Genomic DNA, 18,955 nt, shown 5'->3' with positions numbered 1-18,955 from the left:
GGGAGATGCACCTTTCCCTTATCAAGTGTGTACCTGGAGGTATCGAATGATGATGAAGGTCGTCAGTTTCACAGGAGCGGTTGAACTCTATGCAGGATTGCGAACGATAGTCGCGAGGATTGCAAGCGGTGAGATCCCGTTTGCACAGGAAGTCATTTTCACATGGCTCCTTATAACTTTTGCGTCCTCTTGGAGATTTGCTGGAGCCAATTCAAATAAAAAAACGAATAGTGCAAGGTGGTGTTTATTCGGTTAGGAGAATGAAAAAGAAAGATAAGAGATGTTTTATCAGCTGACACGAAGCAACAACTTAAAAAGCATTAAGCCCCTTAACGAAGGAAGATGATCCTTTAACGAGGCGGGGATTGGGAAGAGATCATGGGTGTCAGGAAAGACACATATAAACGACAAGGTGGCCACATTGTGCAGTTGGTGAATCCGGAAAAATCGGTCGTGTAAAATGGAAGGCAGGACGGGGAGGCAGATAATCCCGGGTCACGACGCAAAATATAATGAGTAAAGGCGACTCTGTAATTATGCAGAGTCGTTTTTTAACTTGCAATTAATTAGCAAGGACATCTTTTTATTTAGAACTCATAAATATTCGATGGGAAGTCTAATTGCTTATTTTCTCTATTTTTTTTATGTTGTAATATAGGCTTCAGGCGGTCAATTTTCAATGAGATATTTATTACTGCAAAATTTAGTCGCATTCTTACTTCCGTATTTTATACTGATATTCTTGGGGATTCTTTTTAAGAAAAGTGTAATAGAAAAAAATGAACTTATAATTAAACATTATATTTTAAAAAATACTAGGGAAAGCTCTCAGGAAGGTTTGCTAAAGTTTTTCTCGAAATTTCATATAATTGATGTATTAAGCATACGCAGAATGAAAACCATAAAGAGTTGGTTAATAAATAAACATAGTATAGATGATTTAAAAATGATTAAAATTGCAACAGAAGATGAATTTAAGAGGAAAGAGAATTTCTTATCACGTGTCACATTTGTTAATTTGTTTTTTTTGCCTTTCTTTACTGGAGTTGTATCTTTTGTAGTTCCGCTCTTTACATTTATCTTTAGTTTAACTGCTTTTGGTATTCAACAAGAATATATAAAAGCATCAGAGTCTAATCCTACTATGTCTTTTTTTGCTTTCTTTGATCTTACGAATCCAGATAATAATCAGTTAGAAAGATATATAAGACCAATATTTAACATGGTGTATTATGATACTGTTGGATTCTTTTTTCAAGCATTTTCCTTTATAGTTTTAGTAGTGGGTGTCAGTTTATTCTTAAGGAGACTTTCTTTAAGAAATACTTCTAGACTACATCTAATCACTCAACAAGCTTATGAAGAAAAATTAAAAAAAGTTGAAAAATTGACTAGTGATATAAGAGAGGTTAAAAAGAAGTTAGCTCTTAACTGGAATATGTGTACGTTAAATGACTCAAAAGAAAATCTTGAAATAATGTTTATTTCTCCGGATAAGGCAGACTGCTTTCTTCTTGAATCGAACGAAGAGAAAGACATTGTGGAACTTAGAACTATTATAAAAGATATTGACAGTAAGTTTAATGAATCTTAGGCATCCATCGGGGTGCTTTTTTTATTTTCAAAACAAACACAAATCAGAAGGGGGCGGCGGGTGAATGTAGATGGCCGAAAAGCACATTCAAGCACAAAAAGATTATGTCAAAGGAATGAAATACAAGGAACTTGCCGAAAAGCACGGGGTGTCAGTGAACACCATCAAGTCATGGAAAAGGCGGCACGATTGGGAATGAAAAAAGTGTCCCTGAAAAAAGTGTGCACACAAAAAAGTAGGCGCGCCACCCAGCAATATAAACGCTTTGGGGAACAAAGGCGGCACAGCAGCAAAGGGAAATCAGAATGCTGTGACTCACGGCTTTTTCTCCAAGTTTCTCCCGAAGGAAACGCTCTAATTATTCTGTTGATACACCGTCTGATGATTCTACAGGAAATGGAGAAGTTCCACAAACTTCAGATGAACCAACACAAGACACACAAGGTAAACGAGCAATTCTAGTGGTAACAATGACAACTGGTCTTGAAAAAGAGTTCGATCTTACAATGGAAGAGATTAATAAATTTATTTCGTGGTATGATCAAAAAGCTGCTGGTACAGGTCCTGAGAGGTATGCAATCGATAAGCACGAAAATAACAAAGGACCGTTTGATAACAGAAAAGATCATATAATCTTTAGCAATATTTTTACGTTTGAAGTAAATGAGTATTCAGCTAAAAAGGCTGAATAAAACATGAAATGAAGCTGGCCGAAAAAAGTATCGGCCATATGAGGAGAGCGGCCCTTTCATTTTGAGAAGGGGCTTACTTCTTTTCTAAGCTCATAGCATCCTGAAATTTTATAAGAGTTGAAACTCCTTTTGAATACACGACACGGAAAAGCTTGCGTTGCAAATTTATGAAATAGGTAAGCCTCTCGACCTGAATAATCTCTCCGGAATCTTCCTCATTTAAAATGAGCAGCGGCTTTAAAAACAATGAGAACTGAACTTTTGAATTATACTCCATCGCTTCACATATTATTCCTATGTCTTCTTCTATTTGGTTCATATTAAGAACGGGCCTTTTCACTCTTTTGTTTGGTTTTTAACTCTCGAAGCAACCTGACATGCTCCGGCACATCATAGCTGTTCATTTAATTGTTCCCGATCTTGCAAGTAATCATCGTCTTCTTAGAAGGAAGCAAATGTTCTATTTTCAAGGAAATGAATACAATAGAAAATTGGGAGCAGATTCACTCCCAATTAGGTATTTTTAGTTCCTATAGAAAGCAAAAGGGTGGGGTGATGATATAGCGGAGGAGGTAATGTCCTGTAGTGTTTCTAGGGTCAACGGCCTTTTCAGCCGTCGGTCAGGAGTTTACCTCTTACATGGGACGTCACAGCAGAAAAGCTTCAAACCTTCTGATATGCAGGGATTCGTGGTTTTTTTACCTGGAACAATTCGGTCTGTTTTTGGTTTGAAACTGCGTTTTGAGAGTAGATTTAAGTTTTGAATTTCCGCCCGCTGATTTATGTTCAAAAAAATGTCGGCTGATTTTTGGTCAGTTTATTCAATTACATGAGCTTAAATTAGCTTTGTAGGATCAATTTGTGTATGGCCTAATCTTCCCTGAATAACTTTAGTAACACACCTTCGGTTTCTTCAAAAAATAGTGGGAATTGCAGTTGCTGGGATTTAAGAAAAATTGGATCCTTCGGAGTTGATTATATCCTCATAAAAAAAGAAGCTGTTCATAGAAAATGTTATAAACCGATGTTGGAAACAACCTCTTTCCAATCTTAATCATTCACCTCGCTGTTACTCCAAAAAAGCTTTCGAATAATGAACGACACCTCGCACATGCTCAAGAGAATGATCTGTCAACTCAAGAGCCATAAATACTTCATCAGGCACTTCAAACGGGGCTTGTATATTCCATAAGCTAGCCGGTTTAAAACCAAACTTCGGATAAAAGTCTTTATGTCCCAAAACAATGACTGAACGATAACCAAGTTCTTTTGCGTTTTTTAAGGCAGCACGAATTAACCGGCTCCCAATTCCTTTTTTCTGATACTCAGGTGCAACAGAAACTGGAGCAAGTGCCAGAGAATCAACAGTGTTATCGCCATCTGCGATTTTTATTTTTGATAAAAGTACATGACCGATGATATTTTTGTCTTGATTTACTGCGACTAATGAAAGTTCAGGAATAAATGCATCTGATTTTCTGATCCTATTTACAAGCAAGTGTTCTTTCTTGTCGCTGTATTCCTCATTTAAAAAGGCTTTTTTAACAATTTCTTCAGTCGTATTATAATCTTCAGTGAGCTCTCGTCTTATTAAGATATCCATTTATAGTCTCCTGTTCTTTTGGTTAATTGTGATAAGTTTTTTTATAAGGTTAATAAACAAAACACCCGATTCACCATGCACCGGATGCGCATCAGGATACTGTTCGAAGATCTTCATAAAGATTGCGGAATTGATAGGCAAAATTACTGTAATATTGAGGCTTATTCCCCCTGAGCCGACCAATATGTACCTAATAGGCTTCTGATCGAAAGCAATCCCGCCACTGCAATGAGGGTGCCTAACATTCCGGGTAAAAGCAGATAGGCGATCATTAAACAAATAGCCGTTGCGACAAAATCTATAGTAAAACCTATTCCGGGGTGTCTCTTGAAATACCTTCTAATGTTTTTCAAATGATCTAAGCCTCCTATCGCATATCTTTTAAAAGATACTATGGGCATAAATGGTTCCACAAGAAAAAACAGCCCATGAAAGCGGCGCAATGAGCCTCTGTCACTTTTAACAAAATTTTATGCTGAACAATTCATTTTTTTATGACTCTAAATCGGGATCAACAAAAAATGTGATTTGAGCTGATACTTGAAAGCCCCCGGCATCCCACCCAAAACCTCGCTTTATTGGCCTAAACGTCTATTTTGATCAAGTAACTTTCGAAACGGCGATAGTCCGTTTCGCCTTGCCTTTCGCTCGTCACCGCCCTGCCTAAATACCCGCCAATTCACAGTTTTAGACATATATCTCATACAAGCAATGGTTTGATCTGTTATCCAGATTGATGGAAACGCCTCCAAGATGTAATATTTACCATGATAGAAAATCTTCCAACGTTCAATCGGACATCCAACTTAAAAAGGGAGCTGAAGAAAGGTGCACACACTAGAAAAAGCTGAAGAAACAAATATGCGAGCGGCGAGAGATTATGTGACAGAAGCGTTTGAAACCGTACGGCAGCGCAATATTCATGAGAGCGAATTTCTTCAAGCGGTAAAAGAAATCTTTGATTCGCTTGTCCCTGTTTTTGCGAAATATCCGAAGTATATTGAGCACAATATACTTGAGAGAATTGCGGAACCGGAACGAATGATTGTGTTCAGGGTTCCGTGGGTTGACGATCAGGGGACGGTTCGGGTTAACCGCGGATTCCGCGTCCAGTTCAACAGCGCGATCGGCCCGTACAAAGGGGGCATCCGTTTCCACCCTTCCGTTAACGCAAGCATCATTAAATTTTTAGGCTTTGAACAAATTTTTAAAAACTCTCTGACAGGCCTTCCGATCGGAGGCGGAAAGGGCGGATCCGACTTTGATCCAAAGGGCAAATCAGACAGGGAAATCATGCGTTTTACGCAGAGCTTCATGAATGAACTGCATAAATATATCGGACCAGACAGAGACGTGCCGGCGGGCGATATTGGCGTAGGCGCAAGAGAAGTCGGGTATATGTTCGGGCAGTATAAAAAAATACGCGGCGCTTATGAAGCGGGTGTTTTGACGGGGAAAGGCCTTGAATACGGGGGCAGTCTAACGCGCACAGAGGCCACCGGCTACGGGCTTGTCTACTTTGTCGAAGAAATGTTGAAGGATAAGGGGCTGAGTTTTGAAGGAAGCACCGTCGTCGTATCGGGATCGGGAAATGTAGCGATATACGCCATGGAAAAAGCGATGCAGTTTGGTGCAAAAGTGGTCGCCTGCAGCGATTCTGACGGATACGTATACGATAAAAACGGGATCGATCTTGATACTGTCAAACGATTGAAAGAAGTCGGGAACAAAAGAATCGCTGAGTATGTAGATGAACATCCTGACGCGCATTATTACACAGGCTGTTCAGGAATCTGGTCCGTGCCTTGCGACATTGCGCTTCCGTGCGCGACCCAAAATGAAATTGACGAAAAAGCGGCCGACATGCTGATCGCAAACGGCGTAAAAGCCGTCGGGGAAGGGGCGAACATGCCGTCTGAACAGGAAGCCATCGAGCGCTTTTTGAATTCTGGCATTCTGTTCGGTCCCGCAAAGGCCGCCAACGCCGGCGGTGTCGCCGTTTCTGCGTTGGAAATGGCGCAAAACAGCGCCCGTCTGCGATGGACGGCAGAGGAGACGGATCACAGGCTGCGCGATATCATGACAAGCATTTACCAAAACAGCATGAAGGCGGCCGGGGAGTACGGACGCCCTGGTGATTTATTGGCAGGAGCCAACATTGCGGGATTCATCAAGGTCGCCGATGCGATGATTGCTCAGGGGGTTGTTTAATTCAACGGGTGTTCCTTCTTTATCTGAACCCGCCGCCAACCCCTCTAAATCCATGCGCACCGACAGAGGGACTGCTGATGACTCCCGGGTGGCTGATGGCGCCTGCGGGGGTTGGACCGGTTAAAACAGAACCATACGGGTAGTATGTCGTTGGAGTGCCGGGCGTATATACGTAGGTCATCTGAGGTACAGAGAAGTATCCGGGATATCCCGGGAATCCCGGATATCCGAAAAACCCTGGATATTGACGGTATCCGCCTTCGTAAGCAGGATCAGAATACGGGAAAGCTGAAAATGTGCTGTACATAACATCCACCTATCTTTTCTTATTTATAATACTTTATGTAAATGTATGTAAAAGGAGTCTGTACACGTTTGCCGGTTAAAAGCCTAATCCGGCAACCAGGGAGGCTCCATTTTTTCTGTCATGAAATATGACAAAACAGTATAAAACTTCGTTTTCATTGTGTAATCTTTATAGATTACAGAAAAAATTTTTAATTATTTTTTAATTTTGAATTTCCTTTTATATCAATCATGTAAGCGTATACAAGTAGATTGATAAATCTAAATTGTCTAATAATTTTAAAAAATACGGTTGACACTGTTTGTAAAGGAGCGTAATATGAGTTCAAACAAAAGATCAAATCGCTTTAGAGCTTTTCAATTTTCCCGGAGAATAACGGCGGGAAAACGGGTTCCCGCATCATGATTTTTTAATCAGGTAACGCGTTCATTTACAACAGAAAGGTGTGCGAAAAGGATGGGGGACCAGAAAGACCAGTGGATCTTCCTAAACGACAAACTCGTTAAAAAAGAAGACGCTAAAATATCAGTCTATGATCACGGTTTTTTATACGGCGACGGGGTGTTCGAAGGCATCAGGGTGTATGACGGAAACATCTTCAGAATGAAGGAGCACATGGAACGCCTGTATGATTCAGCAAAATCCATCCTGCTCGAGATCCCTTATCAGCAGGAAGAGCTGACGGATCACGTTCTGAAAACGGTAGAGAAAAACGGGCTCAAAGATGCTTATATCCGCTTGGTTGTTTCAAGGGGACCGGGAGATCTCGGACTCGATCCAAACAATTGTTCAGCTCCCAGTGTCATCATAATTGTCGAACCATTGGCAATATTCCCAAAACATTTATATGAAACGGGAATTGATATCGTTACGGTGCCGACAAGACGAAACCGGCCGGATGTATTAAGCCCGAAAGTAAAATCCCTGAATTATTTAAATAATATTCTTGTCCGGATCGAGGCGCGGATGGCCGGGGTCAGCGAAGCGCTTATGCTCAATGATCAAGGCTATGTTGCCGAAGGTTCTGCGGATAATGTTTTTATTTATAAAAACGGAAAGCTTTTGACGCCGCCGGGATACCTTGGCGCGCTAGAAGGAATCACGCGCAATGCGATCATTGAAATCGCCGAAGAGCTCGGCTATGAAGTGAAGGAAGAGCCGTTTACCCGCCATGATGTATATACGGCGGAGGAAGTGTTTTTGACGGGAACCGCTGCCGAGGTCATCGCGGTTGTCAAAGTGGACGGCCGGCAGATCGGAAGCGGAAAGCCGGGAGTCCATACAAACCGGATGCTGGAAAAATTCCGCGAACGCGTTGTGCGTGAAGGAGAAAAGGTAAACTTTAACGATCAAAGCTTGAATGTCAGCTGAATAAAGATAAACGTAGAAGAGGATAAGTAACAGCGGAAACGCCGTCTGCAGAGAGCCGGGATTGCTGGAAACCGGTGGCGGCCTCCGCTTGCGAACTCCCCTCTGAGTGCAGGTTTGAACGATTCGTTAGAATTTAGTAGGGCCGGCCGGGTGAACCGAAACGATCACTCGTTATTAAAGCGGATATAGTTATCCATAAGGCGGCCGTAACGGCCGTGAACAAGGGTGGTACCGCGGAAAGAAAAGCCTTTTCGCCCCTTTGGCCTGCGAGGTAAGCAGCGCCATTGTGGGCGGGAAGGCTTTTTTAGCTGTAAAGGCATAATGGATGCATGCTTTGCGGCACATATAGATCAAATCAAAATCAAACTTGAAGTTGTGAGTGATGAACAAATAAGGAGGAAGAAAAATGAGGACGAATGTACAGTTGGATGCAGATCATGCCCAATGTACACAAACGATGGCTGGGGCGTCGATGCTGATTGAAGCTTTAAAGCGGGAAAATGTTGAAGTGATCTACGGATATCCTGGCGGGGCTGTCCTGCCGATTTATGACAAACTTTACGGATCGGGAATGTTTCATGTGTTGACGCGCCATGAGCAAGGGGCGATTCATGCGGCGGAAGGGTATGCGAGAATTTCCGGGAAGCCGGGCGTCGTGATCGCCACCTCGGGGCCGGGGGCGACCAATCTCGTGACCGGCCTTGCCGATGCAATGATCGATTCATTGTCGCTGGTCGTGTTTACGGGTCAGGTAGCGACATCGGTCATCGGATCTGACGCTTTTCAGGAAGCGGATGTGATCGGGATTACGATGCCGATCACAAAGCACAGCTACCAGGTCCGGGAGGCTGAAGACCTGCCGAGAATCATTAAAGAAGCGTTCCACATCGCGACAACCGGCAGACCTGGCCCCGTTTTAATCGACATCCCGAAAGATATCGCCGGAATCGAAGGGGAATTCAGCTACGACCATGACATTCGCTTGCCGGGCTATCAGCCGACAAAAGAGCCGAATTATCTGCAGGTCAGAAAGCTTGTGGAAGCGGTCAGCGGAGCGAAAAAGCCGGTTATTTTAGCCGGAGCCGGCGTTTTGCACGGGAAAGCGTCGGAAGAATTAAAAAATTATGTCGAACAGCAGCAGATTCCGGTTGCGCACACGCTGCTCGGGCTCGGAGGTTTTCCGGCCGACCATCCGCTTTTCCTTGGAATGGCAGGAATGCACGGGACATATGCCGCGAACATGGCGCTGTATGAATGTGATTTATTAATCAGCATCGGGGCGAGGTTCGATGACAGGGTTACAGGGAATTTGAAACATTTCGCCAAATACGCGAAAGTCGCCCATATTGACATTGATCCGGCCGAAATCGGCAAAAACGTCCACACGCACATTCCTGTCGTCGGAGACAGCAAGCTCGTCTTAACGGAACTGATCAAGCAAAACGGCAAACCGAGCGCTTCTGATGAATGGAAACAACAGCTTGCCGGCTGGAAAAGCGAATATCCTCTCTGGTATGAAGAGAATGCAGCCGAAGGCTTTAAGCCGCAGAAGCTGATCGAGTACATCCATAAATATACGAGGGGCGAAGCCATTGTGACAACAGACGTCGGTCAGCATCAAATGTGGGCCGCACAGTTCTATCCGTTCAAAAAAGCCGACAGATGGGTGACCTCAGGCGGTCTCGGCACGATGGGATTCGGGCTCCCGGCAGCAATCGGGGCGCAGCTTGCGGAGAAAGATGCAACGGTTGTCGCCCTCCTCGGAGACGGAGGATTTCAAATGACCCTTCAGGAGCTGGCGGTCATCCACGACCTCAACCTTCCGATCAAAGTCGTCGTGTTAAACAACCACTGTCTCGGCATGGTTCGGCAGTGGCAGGAAATCTTTTATGATGAACGCTATTCCCATTCGAAATTTTCGTCGCAGCCCGATTTTATCAAGCTTTCTGAAGCTTACGGCATCAAAGGCGTCCGAATTACATCTGAAGAGGAAGCGAAAGAAAAGCTCGAAGCTGCTTTGACATCGAATGAACCGATGGTCATCGACGTTCAGGTCGCAAGAGATGAAAAGGTATTTCCGATGGTTGCACCTGGAAAAGGGCTTCATGAAATGGTGGGGGTGAAACCTTGAAAAGAATCATTACGCTCACGGTACTGAATCAATCCGGCGTCTTAAACAGGATCACGGGGCTGTTTACAAAACGGCACTACAACATTGAAAGCATTACGGTGGGACACACCGAAACAGAGGGCATCTCCAGAATTACGTTCGTCGTTCATGTGGAAGATGAAAAAGAAACCGAACAGCTGACAAAACAGCTAAATAAGCAGATTGATGTATTAAAAGTCACGGACATTACGAATCAATCCATCGTCCAAAGGGAGCTGGCTTTAATCAGGGTCGTCTCCCCTCCTTCGAGCAGAGCGGAAATCAACGGCGTGATCGAGCCGTTCCGTGCCACAGTGGTCGACGTCGCCAAGGACAGCGTCGTCATTCAGGTCACAGGCGAATCAAGCAAAATCGAAGCGCTTATTGAACTGCTGAAGCCATACGGGGTTAAAGAGGTTGCCAGAACAGGCACAACGGCTTTTGCAAGAGGTACTCAGCAAAAGCCGGCCTCTATTAAAACAATATCTATTGTATAAATCTTAAAAACAAAAAAAGGGAGAGATTGAAATGGTAAAAGTATATTACAACGAGGATATTAAAGAAAACGTATTGGCAGGAAAAAAAGTGGCGGTTATCGGATACGGTTCACAAGGCCATGCGCATGCGCTGAACCTGAAAGAAAGCGGAGTCGACGTCATTGTCGGCGTCAGAAAAGGAAAATCGTTCACGAAAGCGGAAGAAGACGGCCATCAAGTATTTACTGTAAAAGAAGCGGCGGCACAGGCTGATATCGTCATGGTTCTGCTTCCTGATGAACAGCAGCAAAAAGTGTATGAAGCCGAGATTAAAGATGAGCTTCAAGCCGGCAATTCGCTCGTTTTCGCACACGGTTTCAACGTTCATTTCCATCAAATCGTTCCTCCGGCAGACGTTGACGTATTCCTCGTCGCTCCTAAAGGACCGGGACATCTCGTCAGAAGAACGTTCGAGCAGGGCGCAGGAGTGCCGGCGCTGTTCGCGATTTATCAGGATGTATCAGGTGAAGCGAAAGACAAGGCGCTTGCATATGCGAAAGCGATCGGTGGTGCGAGAGCAGGAGTGCTTGAAACAACATTTAAAGAAGAAACTGAAACAGACTTATTCGGGGAACAGGCGGTTCTGTGCGGAGGACTGACATCCCTGGTCAAAGCCGGCTTTGAAACGCTGACAGAAGCAGGATACCAGCCGGAACTCGCATACTTTGAGTGTCTGCACGAGCTGAAGCTGATCGTAGACCTGATGTATGAAGAAGGCTTGGCAGGCATGAGATACTCCATTTCCGACACGGCGCAATGGGGAGATTTCGTATCAGGTCCGCGCGTTGTCGATGAAAATGTCAAAGCTTCTATGAAAGAAGTATTGAAAGACATCCAAAACGGAACGTTCGCGAAAGAATGGATCGTTGAAAACCAAGTAAACCGCCCGCGCTTTAACGCCATCAATGCAAGAGAAAATGAGCATGAAATCGAAGTGGTCGGCAGAAAGCTTCGCGAAATGATGCCGTTTGTCAAACAGGGCAAAAAGAAGGAAGCGGTGGTAGCCGGTGCGAAAAATTAACTTTTTTGATACGACACTCCGCGATGGCGAGCAGTCACCAGGCGTCAATTTAAACACGCAGGAGAAGCTGGCGATCGCCCGGCAGCTGGAAAAACTCGGGGTCAATATTATGGAAGCGGGTTTTCCCGCTTCATCCCCCGGGGATTTCTACGCTGTAAAGGAAATCGCGCAAACGATTAAAAACTGTTCGGTAACAGGGCTTGCCCGTTCTGTCAAAGGGGATATCGATTCGGCCTGGGAGGCGCTGAAAAACGGGGCTGAACCGCGGCTGCATGTCTTTATTGCGACCTCTGACATCCATTTGAAATATAAGCTGAAAAAAACGCGGGAGCAAGTGCTGGAACAGGCGGTGGCAATGGTTAAATACGCGAAGCGGAAATTTCCGGTCGTGCAATGGTCGGCAGAAGATGCGTGCCGTACGGATCTGGCGTTTTTAGCCGAAATCGTGAGCCGGGTAATCGAAGCCGGTGCGGATGTCATCAATCTTCCGGACACGGTGGGGTATTTGGCGCCTGCCGAGTACGGAAACATTTTCCGCTACATCAAGGAAAATGTCCGCAATGCAGACAGGGTCAAGCTTTCAGCCCATTGCCACGATGATTTGGGAATGGCCGTCGCCAACTCTCTGGCCGCCATTGAAAACGGCGCTGACCAAGTGGAATCGGTAATCAACGGCATTGGCGAAAGAGCGGGGAATGCGTCTCTTGAAGAAATTGCCGTTGCTCTCCATATTCGGAAGGATTTTTACCAGGCGGAGTCTACGATTCAATTGAATGAAATTAAACGGACAAGTGATTTGGTGAGCAAGCTGACTGGAATGGCCGTTCCGCGCAACAAAGCGGTTGTCGGCGACAACGCTTTCGCACACGAATCAGGCATCCATCAGGACGGTTTCCTAAAAGAAAAAACAACGTACGAAATCATTTCGCCGGAGCTTGTCGGCGTCAAGGCAGACGCGCTTGTGCTCGGAAAGCATTCAGGGCGCCATGCGTTTAAAGATAAGCTGCAAAAGCTCGGATTCCAGTTTGCGGAAGAGGAGATCAATAAGTTTTTCAACATATTTAAAGAGCTGACAGGAAAGAAAAAAGAATTTACAGATGAAGATCTGATTTCTCTTATCCTTGAAGAAAAAGCGACAGACCGCAAAATCGGCTACGATTTGGTGTCGCTTCAAGTCCATTACGGCACATCGCAAGTTCCGACGGCGACGGTTTCGTTGAAGGACCAAAAGACGGATCAGGTCATTCAGGAAGCGGCGACGGGAGCGGGCAGCGTTGAAGCGGTCTATAATACGCTGAAGCGCTGTATGGATAAAGAAATCCAGCTCTTAGACTACCGGATTCAATCCAACCGCAAAGGGCAGGACGCATTTGCCCAGGTGTATGTCAGGGTGTTGATCGACGGAAAAGAATCAGGCGGCCGCGGAGTCGCGCAGGATGTGCTTGAAGCTTCGGCAAAAGCGTATGTAAATGCGGTGAACCGCCTTCTCGTTTACCAAACGAATGCGGAAGGCTTGCTAAAGGAAGCGGCTGTAGGATCATGACAGTGAAAAGGAAGGAGTTTGTTTAACGTGAAAAAACGAATCGCACTTTTGCCAGGTGACGGAATCGGCCCCGAGGTGCTGGAAGCGGCGGTAGACGTTCTGAAAAGCGTTGCCGAGCATTATCAGCATGATTTCGAATTTGAATACGGTCTGATCGGCGGAGCTGCCATCGATGAGGCGGGTGTGCCGCTGCCGAAGGAAACGGTCGCCGTCTGCCAAGGAGCTGACGCCATTTTGCTCGGAGCCGTAGGAGGACCGAAATGGGATCAAAATCCTTCTGACCTGAGACCGGAAAAAGGGCTCCTCGCCATTCGCAAACAGCTCGATCTTTTCGCTAACTTGAGACCTGTCAAAGTGTTTGAAAGCCTTGCCGAAGCCTCTCCTTTAAAAAAGGAATATATTAAAGGCGTTGACTTTGTCATCGTCCGCGAGCTGACGGGCGGTCTATATTTCGGAAAGCCGAGCAGGCAGTACGTCAATGAAAACGGCGAGGAAGAAGCCGTTGACACGCTGTTCTATAAAAAATCCGAAATGGAACGGGTCATCAGGGAAGCTTTCCGAATGGCAAAGGGACGCAAAGGAAAAGTCACATCCGTCGATAAAGCGAACGTTCTTGAATCAAGCAAGCTGTGGAGAAAGACGGCCGAAGAAGTCGCTCAAGAATTTCCTGACGTGAAGCTTGAGCATATGCTCGTCGACAATGCCGCGATGCAGCTCATCTATCATCCGGGTCAATTTGACATCGTCGTCACTGAAAACATGTTCGGCGATATTTTAAGCGATGAAGCTTCGATGCTGACGGGATCGCTCGGCATGCTGCCGTCGGCCAGCTTATCAAGCTCAGGCCTCCATCTGTATGAGCCTGTTCACGGGTCAGCTCCTGACATCGCGGGACAAAACGTCGCCAATCCGCTTGCAGCCATTTTGTCGGCGGCGATGATGCTCCGCACGTCATTCGGCCTTGAAACGGAAGCGAAAGCCGTTGAAATCGCCGTTGATCAAGTGCTTCAGTCCGGAAAAAGAACAAAGGATCTTGCAAAAGGCGGAGAGCATTGTACGACAAAGGCGATCACGGGAGAGGTTAAAGCAGCACTGGCAGATGACAACGCCATTTCGAACATCATGACCGCTTACGTTTAAGGAAAACGGATATTGGTAGAGGGAGGAAACAAGATGACGCCTCGAACGATCATCGAAAAAATTTGGGATCAGCATGTCGTTAAAAAAGGAGAGGGAAAGCCCGACCTTTTATACATCGATCTGCATTTAATCCATGAGGTCACTTCACCCCAGGCCTTTGAAGGTCTGAGACAAAAGAAAAGAAAGGTGAGAAGGCCTGAGAATACGTTTGCCACGATGGATCATAACATCCCGACCGTGAACCGGTTTGAGATTCATGATGAAGTCGCAAAACGGCAGGTCAGCGCGCTTGAACGAAATTGCGCAGAATTCGGCATCCGCCTTGCCGACCTGTCGAGCCCTGATCAGGGAATCGTCCATGTCATTGGACCTGAGCTCGGTTTAACGCTGCCGGGAAAAACGATTGTCTGCGGCGACAGCCATACGTCAACGCACGGAGCGTTCGGCGCGCTTGCATTCGGAATCGGAACGAGCGAAGTCGAGCATGTGCTTTCAACGCAGACGCTTTGGCAGCAAAAACCGAAAACGCTTGAAATCCGCGTTGACGGCACACTGCAAAAAGGCGTCACAGCAAAAGACGTGATCCTTGCCATCATCGGAAAGTACGGTGTTAAATTCGGCGCCGGCTATGTCATTGAATATACGGGAGAAGTGTTCCGAAACATGTCGATGGATGAACGGATGACCGTCTGCAACATGTCGATCGAAGCCGGGGCAAGGGCTGGGCTTATCGCACCTGATGAAACGACGTTTGAATATATTAAAACGAAAAAATATGCGCCAAAAGGCGCGGCGTTTGAAAAGGCCGTCGAGGAATGGGAGAGTCTGAGGACCGATCCGGGAGCTGTATACGACCGGACGATTGTTCTGGACGGCAATGAGATTTCCCCGATGGTGACATGGGGCATCAATCCGGGAATGGTTCTGCCGGTTGATGAAGCCATTCCGGGCCCTGAGGCGTTCGAGGAAGACGATAAAAAAGAAGCGCTGCGGGCCTATGAATATATGGGACTTGAACCATATAAAAAAATCGAAGATATTACGATTGAGCACGTGTTTATCGGCTCATGCACGAACTCGCGGCTGACGGATCTCCGTCAGGCGGCCGAGATAATCAAAGGGCAAAAGGTCGCCGACGGCGTCAGGGCGATCGTTGTTCCCGGTTCGCAAAGCGTCAAAATCCAGGCGGAAAAAGAAGGCCTTCATGAGATCTTTACCGAGGCCGGCTTCGAATGGAGAGAATCGGGATGCAGCATGTGCCTGAGCATGAATAACGACGTCGTTCCGGAAGGAGAGCGCTGCGCCTCCACGTCAAACCGGAATTTTGAAGGAAGGCAGGGCAAGGGAGCAAGAACGCACCTCGTCAGTCCTGCAATGGCGGCGATGGCTGCGATTTTCGGCCGTTTTGTCGATGTCAGAAAGCACTTTAAAGAAAAAACAGTCGTGTAAAGGAGTGAAAAGATGGAGCCTTTAAAAACGCATACCGGAAAAGCGGCGGTATTAAACAGAATTAATGTAGACACGGATCAAATCATACCGAAACAATTCCTGAAACGGATCGAAAGAACGGGCTACGGCCGCTTCGCATTCTTTGACTGGCGGTATTTGGAGGACGGTGCGCCGAATCCGGAATTCGAGCTCAACCGGCCCGAATATGAAGGGGCATCGATTTTAATCGCTGGTGAAAACTTCGGCTGCGGCTCCTCGAGGGAGCATGCGCCGTGGGCTTTGAACGATTACGGCTTTAAAATCATCATCGCGCCGTCGTTTGCCGACATTTTTCATCAAAACTGCTTTAAAAACGGGATGCTGCCGATCCGCCTTCCTTATGACACGTGGAAGGAGCTTGCTGCACATTATGAACATCAGTCGCTGCCTTTGACAGTCGACCTCGAAAAGCAGACGATTACGGATCACGGCGGGAAGCAGATTGCATTCGACGTTGATCCGCACTGGAAGGAAATGCTTTTGAACGGCTATGACGAAATCTCATTAACGCTGCTATTGGAAGATGAGATTGAACAATTTGAAAAACAGAGAAGCCCCTGGCTGCAAGTTTAAAAAAGCTGTCCGATTTTTTCGGAAGCTTTTTTTGCTGAAAGGGGCAGAAACGGTTCTTTCTTGTGTTTAGCGGGCCGGGTTGGTACACTTGATAAAAATAAGTGCCTGAAAGGAACTTAAGCATGAAGCGTGACAAGAAAAATTCAAAGATCATCCCGTTCCCTAACGTGAAAGAGCGGTTAGTGCATAAAGGGATGTCCGCCCTAAAAGAAAAAAATTACCATGAAGCACTGCGGCTGTTTTCAGAGGCGAGGAATTACGATGAAGAGGAATCTGACATTTATCTCGGAATGGCAATATGCTTTCTGGAAATCGGCGAGCTTGAAGAAGCGAGGGGCATCTGCGAAAAAATGCTCAAGGAGGGCCAGGGTCACTATTTTACGGTTTTACAGGTCTATATGACGATTTTAATTCAGCTTAGACAGTATGATAAAGTAAAGGAAACGATCGAAGCCGTTCTTGAGGAAAACAAGCTGCCCCCCGAAAGCGCTGAACAGTTTTATAAACTGCTCGAATTCAGCCGTAAGATGACCGAAGAGCCGGAGGCGGAGGACATCATGGAGGATCCGTCAGACGCCGAGGGCTACGACCGTGAGAAAGTTTTAAACGACACCGGAGAGCAGGTGAAGCTGGTCCATGCGCTGAAAGACCGGAATCTCTCGAAATACGCCGGTTTATTGAAAACGATCCTGCAGCATCCGAACGGGCATCCGGTCGTAAAGACGATGATCCTTCAGCTCCTGGCCGAGTCGGACTATGAAAAACCGACGCTCGTCACAAAATTTGGCGAATCGATGACAATCAATCCGAAAGAAACGGTCAAGCCTGATGACATGCCGATTTTAAAACACGTCCTGAACGTCCTTGACGATACGCTCGGAAATGAGAATCCCTCGCTGTATCAGGCGGTTGAAGAATTGTGGCGCAGGCATCTCTATGTGCTGTATCCGTTTCAGCCGAAATACTCGAACCGCGAGCTTTGGGCCGCCGCGCTTCATAAGGTCGGATATGAAATGCACGGCATCGACATTGACAAAAGCGAGCTTCACATTCTCTATGATTTCAATGACGGACAGCTTGAAGAAGCGTGCGCGATGATCAAAGACATAGAAGAAATTTCTTACTTGTAAATGTTGAAAGCAGCAGGCATTGTGTTATAATAAAGTGGTTGCATTTATGAAACGGAAGGCGATTGTTCCGTTTGCCGCTATAAATTCATTATTTATCTTTGCATACATAATGATGGCTCATGAGGAAGAACTAAGCTGACGGCAGGATCAATGTTTTGATGGACGAAGCCGCGTGCTTGTTTTAAAATGGAAAACCGACACAACCTGAATAGATTTTGGAGGGAAACACATGTCAGTAAAATGGGAAAAGCAAGAAGGAAACGAAGGCGTTTTAACGGTTGAGGTTGATGCTGATACCTTTAATAAAGCCCTTGATGATGCATTCAAAAAAGTAGTGAAGCAAGTATCCATTCCTGGATTCCGTAAAGGAAAAGTGCCGCGCGGCTTGTTTGAGCAGCGTTTCGGTGTTGAAGCGCTTTATCAGGACGCACTGGACATCCTGCTTCCTGTCGAATATCCGAAAGCGGTTGAAGAAGCGGGTATTGAGCCTGTTGACCGTCCGGAAATCGACGTTGAAAAAATCGAAAAAGGCGAGAACCTGATCTTTACTGCGAAAGTAACGGTTAAACCTGAAGTGAAGCTTGGCGAATACAAAGGGCTCGGCGTTGAAAAAGACGATACTGCCGTAACGGATGAAGACGTACAAAACGAACTGAAGTCTCTTCAAGAGCGCCAGGCAGAGCTTGTCGTCAAAGAAGACGGAAAAGTGGAAGAAGGAGACACCGTTGTTCTTGATTTCGAAGGATTCGTTGACGGCGAAGCTTTTGAAGGCGGAAAAGCGGAGAACTATTCTCTGGAAGTCGGTTCAGGCTCTTTCATTCCGGGCTTTGAAGACCAGCTTGTCGGACTGGAAGCCGGCGCCGAAAAAGACGTTGAAGTCACATTCCCTGAAGAATATCATGCTGAAGAATTGGCCGGCAAACCAGCCGTCTTCAAAGTGAAAATTCATGAAATCAAGGCGAAAGAGCTTCCTGAGCTTGATGACGAGTTCGCGAAAGACGTCGATGAAGAAGTCGAAACGCTTGCCGAACTGACTGAGAAAACGAAAAAACGCCTTGAAGAAGCGAAAGAAAACGAAGCGGATGCAAAATTGCGCGAGGAGCTTGTTTTAAAGGCTTCTGAAAATGCTGAGATCGACATTCCTCAAGCGATGATCGATACAGAGCTTGACCGCATGATGAAAGAATTCGAACAGCGTCTGCAAATGCAAGGCATGAACCTTGATCTTTACTTCCAATTCTCAGGCCAGGATGAAAACGCGCTGAAAGAGCAAATGAAAGAAGATGCCGAAAAACGCGTAAAATCAAACTTGACGCTTGAAGCCATCGCAAAAGCCGAAGACCTTCAAGTTTCTGACGAGGAAGTCGAAGAAGAGCTTTCTAAAATGGCTGAAGCGTATAACATGCCTGTTGAAAACATCAAACAAGCGATCGGTTCTACAGACGGCATGAAAGAGGATTTAAAAATTCGCAAAGCAATTGATTTTCTTGTAGAAAACCGTTAATATGTTTCATAATCATAGTTTATATAAAACAGGGCGCGAGTGTTTCGTGCCTTGTTTTATACAATTTTGACTTATCGGCCCTTCTTTTGGAAA

General features: G+C 45.8%; 16 protein-coding genes, 1 pseudogene and 1 other annotated feature. Of the genes and pseudogenes, 14 read left to right on the top strand and 3 right to left on the bottom strand.

The annotated features are described in order from the left end of the window. Positions 1–679 precede the first annotated feature (679 nt). The 3 genes and pseudogenes from NSQ39_RS13380 to NSQ39_RS13370 all read left to right on the top strand — a co-directional run bounded on the left by NSQ39_RS13380 (position 680) and on the right by NSQ39_RS13370 (position 2,286). Positions 680–1,594 (top strand): hypothetical protein, encoded by a 915-nt coding sequence (locus NSQ39_RS13380; RefSeq protein ID WP_175075685.1) that lies wholly within the window; start codon positions 680–682, stop codon positions 1,592–1,594. 70 nt (positions 1,595–1,664) lie between these two features. Further along, positions 1,665–1,949, top strand: a pseudogene (locus tag NSQ39_RS13375) (sigma factor-like helix-turn-helix DNA-binding protein); the annotation flags it as partial. A 106-nt stretch (positions 1,950–2,055) separates the two neighbouring features. Beyond that, the gene (locus NSQ39_RS13370) at positions 2,056–2,286 is read left to right on the top strand and encodes a hypothetical protein (RefSeq protein ID WP_341015363.1); all 231 of its coding nucleotides are present in this window, start codon (positions 2,056–2,058) and stop codon (positions 2,284–2,286) included. A gap of 1,069 nt (positions 2,287–3,355) precedes the next feature. Here NSQ39_RS13370 and NSQ39_RS13365 read toward each other — a convergent pair. Next, a complete protein-coding gene (locus NSQ39_RS13365; RefSeq protein ID WP_175075684.1) occupies positions 3,356–3,889 on the bottom strand; it encodes a GNAT family N-acetyltransferase in 534 nt (177 codons plus the stop codon). Positions 3,890–4,050: 161 nt separating this feature from the next. Then, the gene (locus NSQ39_RS13360; protein ID WP_175075683.1) at positions 4,051–4,242 is read right to left on the bottom strand and encodes a hypothetical protein; all 192 of its coding nucleotides are present in this window, start codon (positions 4,240–4,242) and stop codon (positions 4,051–4,053) included. 475 nt (positions 4,243–4,717) lie between these two features. Between NSQ39_RS13360 and gdhA the strand changes: the two genes are divergently transcribed. After that, complete coding sequence (gene gdhA, locus NSQ39_RS13355) at positions 4,718–6,100, top strand: NADP-specific glutamate dehydrogenase (RefSeq protein ID WP_173427508.1); 1,383 nt, start codon at positions 4,718–4,720, stop codon at positions 6,098–6,100. Positions 6,101–6,119: 19 nt separating this feature from the next. Here gdhA and NSQ39_RS13350 read toward each other — a convergent pair whose 3' ends face one another. After that, positions 6,120–6,407, bottom strand: a complete 288-nt coding sequence (locus tag NSQ39_RS13350; protein ID WP_175075682.1) for a hypothetical protein — start codon at positions 6,405–6,407, stop codon at positions 6,120–6,122. Positions 6,408–6,863: 456 nt separating this feature from the next. Here NSQ39_RS13350 and ilvE point away from each other — a divergent pair, with 456 nt between their 5' ends. From ilvE to tig, 10 genes are all read left to right on the top strand, one after another. Further along, the gene (gene ilvE / locus NSQ39_RS13345; protein WP_175075681.1) at positions 6,864–7,778 is read left to right on the top strand and encodes a branched-chain-amino-acid transaminase; all 915 of its coding nucleotides are present in this window, start codon (positions 6,864–6,866) and stop codon (positions 7,776–7,778) included. 4 nt (positions 7,779–7,782) lie between these two features. Continuing rightward, positions 7,783–8,040: a binding site (T-box leader), on the top strand. A gap of 144 nt (positions 8,041–8,184) precedes the next feature. Continuing rightward, on the top strand, positions 8,185–9,909 hold the full coding sequence (gene ilvB, locus NSQ39_RS13340; protein ID WP_175075680.1) for an acetolactate synthase large subunit: 1,725 nt from the start codon (positions 8,185–8,187) through the stop codon (positions 9,907–9,909). After that, a complete protein-coding gene (ilvN, locus tag NSQ39_RS13335) occupies positions 9,906–10,424 on the top strand; it encodes an acetolactate synthase small subunit (RefSeq protein ID WP_046132038.1) in 519 nt (172 codons plus the stop codon). The genes ilvB and ilvN overlap by 4 nt, the downstream gene beginning before the upstream one ends. A 31-nt stretch (positions 10,425–10,455) precedes the next feature. Beyond that, positions 10,456–11,484, top strand: coding sequence for a ketol-acid reductoisomerase (ilvC, locus tag NSQ39_RS13330; protein WP_046132039.1), 1,029 nt, complete (start codon positions 10,456–10,458; stop codon positions 11,482–11,484). Beyond that, positions 11,471–13,027, top strand: a complete 1,557-nt coding sequence (locus NSQ39_RS13325) for a 2-isopropylmalate synthase (RefSeq protein WP_341015355.1) — start codon at positions 11,471–11,473, stop codon at positions 13,025–13,027. The genes ilvC and NSQ39_RS13325 overlap by 14 nt, the downstream gene beginning before the upstream one ends. A gap of 27 nt (positions 13,028–13,054) precedes the next feature. Then, positions 13,055–14,167: a 3-isopropylmalate dehydrogenase gene (gene leuB, locus NSQ39_RS13320; protein ID WP_046132041.1), complete on the top strand. Its 1,113-nt coding sequence runs from the start codon at positions 13,055–13,057 to the stop codon at positions 14,165–14,167. A 33-nt stretch (positions 14,168–14,200) separates the two neighbouring features. After that, positions 14,201–15,616 (top strand): 3-isopropylmalate dehydratase large subunit, encoded by a 1,416-nt coding sequence (leuC, locus tag NSQ39_RS13315; protein WP_175075678.1) that lies wholly within the window; start codon positions 14,201–14,203, stop codon positions 15,614–15,616. 12 nt (positions 15,617–15,628) lie between these two features. Beyond that, complete coding sequence (gene leuD / locus NSQ39_RS13310) at positions 15,629–16,228, top strand: 3-isopropylmalate dehydratase small subunit (protein WP_046132043.1); 600 nt, start codon at positions 15,629–15,631, stop codon at positions 16,226–16,228. A gap of 122 nt (positions 16,229–16,350) precedes the next feature. Further along, on the top strand, positions 16,351–17,358 hold the full coding sequence (ddcA, locus tag NSQ39_RS13305; protein ID WP_175075677.1) for a DNA damage checkpoint antagonist DdcA: 1,008 nt from the start codon (positions 16,351–16,353) through the stop codon (positions 17,356–17,358). A gap of 229 nt (positions 17,359–17,587) precedes the next feature. Continuing rightward, a complete protein-coding gene (gene tig / locus NSQ39_RS13300; RefSeq protein WP_046132045.1) occupies positions 17,588–18,862 on the top strand; it encodes a trigger factor in 1,275 nt (424 codons plus the stop codon). The last annotated feature ends 93 nt before the right edge of the window (positions 18,863–18,955 follow it).

This window comes from Bacillus sp. FSL W8-0848, assembly GCF_038007805.1.
GTDB classification, from domain to species: Bacteria; Bacillota; Bacilli; order Bacillales; family Bacillaceae; genus Bacillus; species Bacillus glycinifermentans.
The sequence above is the reverse complement of the archived record's forward strand: the minus strand, read 5'-3'. Positions and strand labels throughout refer to the sequence as shown.

Bases quoted from the DNA above. Each gene is read 5' to 3' on its own strand.
- NSQ39_RS13380 (WP_175075685.1), top strand. From the start codon at position 680: ATGAGATATTTATTACTGCAAAATTTAGTCGCATTCTTACTTCCGTAT.
- ilvE (WP_175075681.1), top strand. From the start codon at position 6,864: ATGGGGGACCAGAAAGACCAGTGGATCTTCCTAAACGACAAACTCGTT.
- leuD (WP_046132043.1), top strand. From the start codon at position 15,629: ATGGAGCCTTTAAAAACGCATACCGGAAAAGCGGCGGTATTAAACAGA.
- ddcA (WP_175075677.1), top strand. From the start codon at position 16,351: ATGAAGCGTGACAAGAAAAATTCAAAGATCATCCCGTTCCCTAACGTG.
- NSQ39_RS13350 (WP_175075682.1), bottom strand. From the start codon at position 6,407: ATGTACAGCACATTTTCAGCTTTCCCGTATTCTGATCCTGCTTACGAA.
- NSQ39_RS13365 (WP_175075684.1), bottom strand. From the start codon at position 3,889: ATGGATATCTTAATAAGACGAGAGCTCACTGAAGATTATAATACGACT.
- ilvC (WP_046132039.1), top strand. From the start codon at position 10,456: ATGGTAAAAGTATATTACAACGAGGATATTAAAGAAAACGTATTGGCA.
- tig (WP_046132045.1), top strand. From the start codon at position 17,588: ATGTCAGTAAAATGGGAAAAGCAAGAAGGAAACGAAGGCGTTTTAACG.
- leuC (WP_175075678.1), top strand. From the start codon at position 14,201: ATGACGCCTCGAACGATCATCGAAAAAATTTGGGATCAGCATGTCGTT.
- ilvB (WP_175075680.1), top strand. From the start codon at position 8,185: ATGAGGACGAATGTACAGTTGGATGCAGATCATGCCCAATGTACACAA.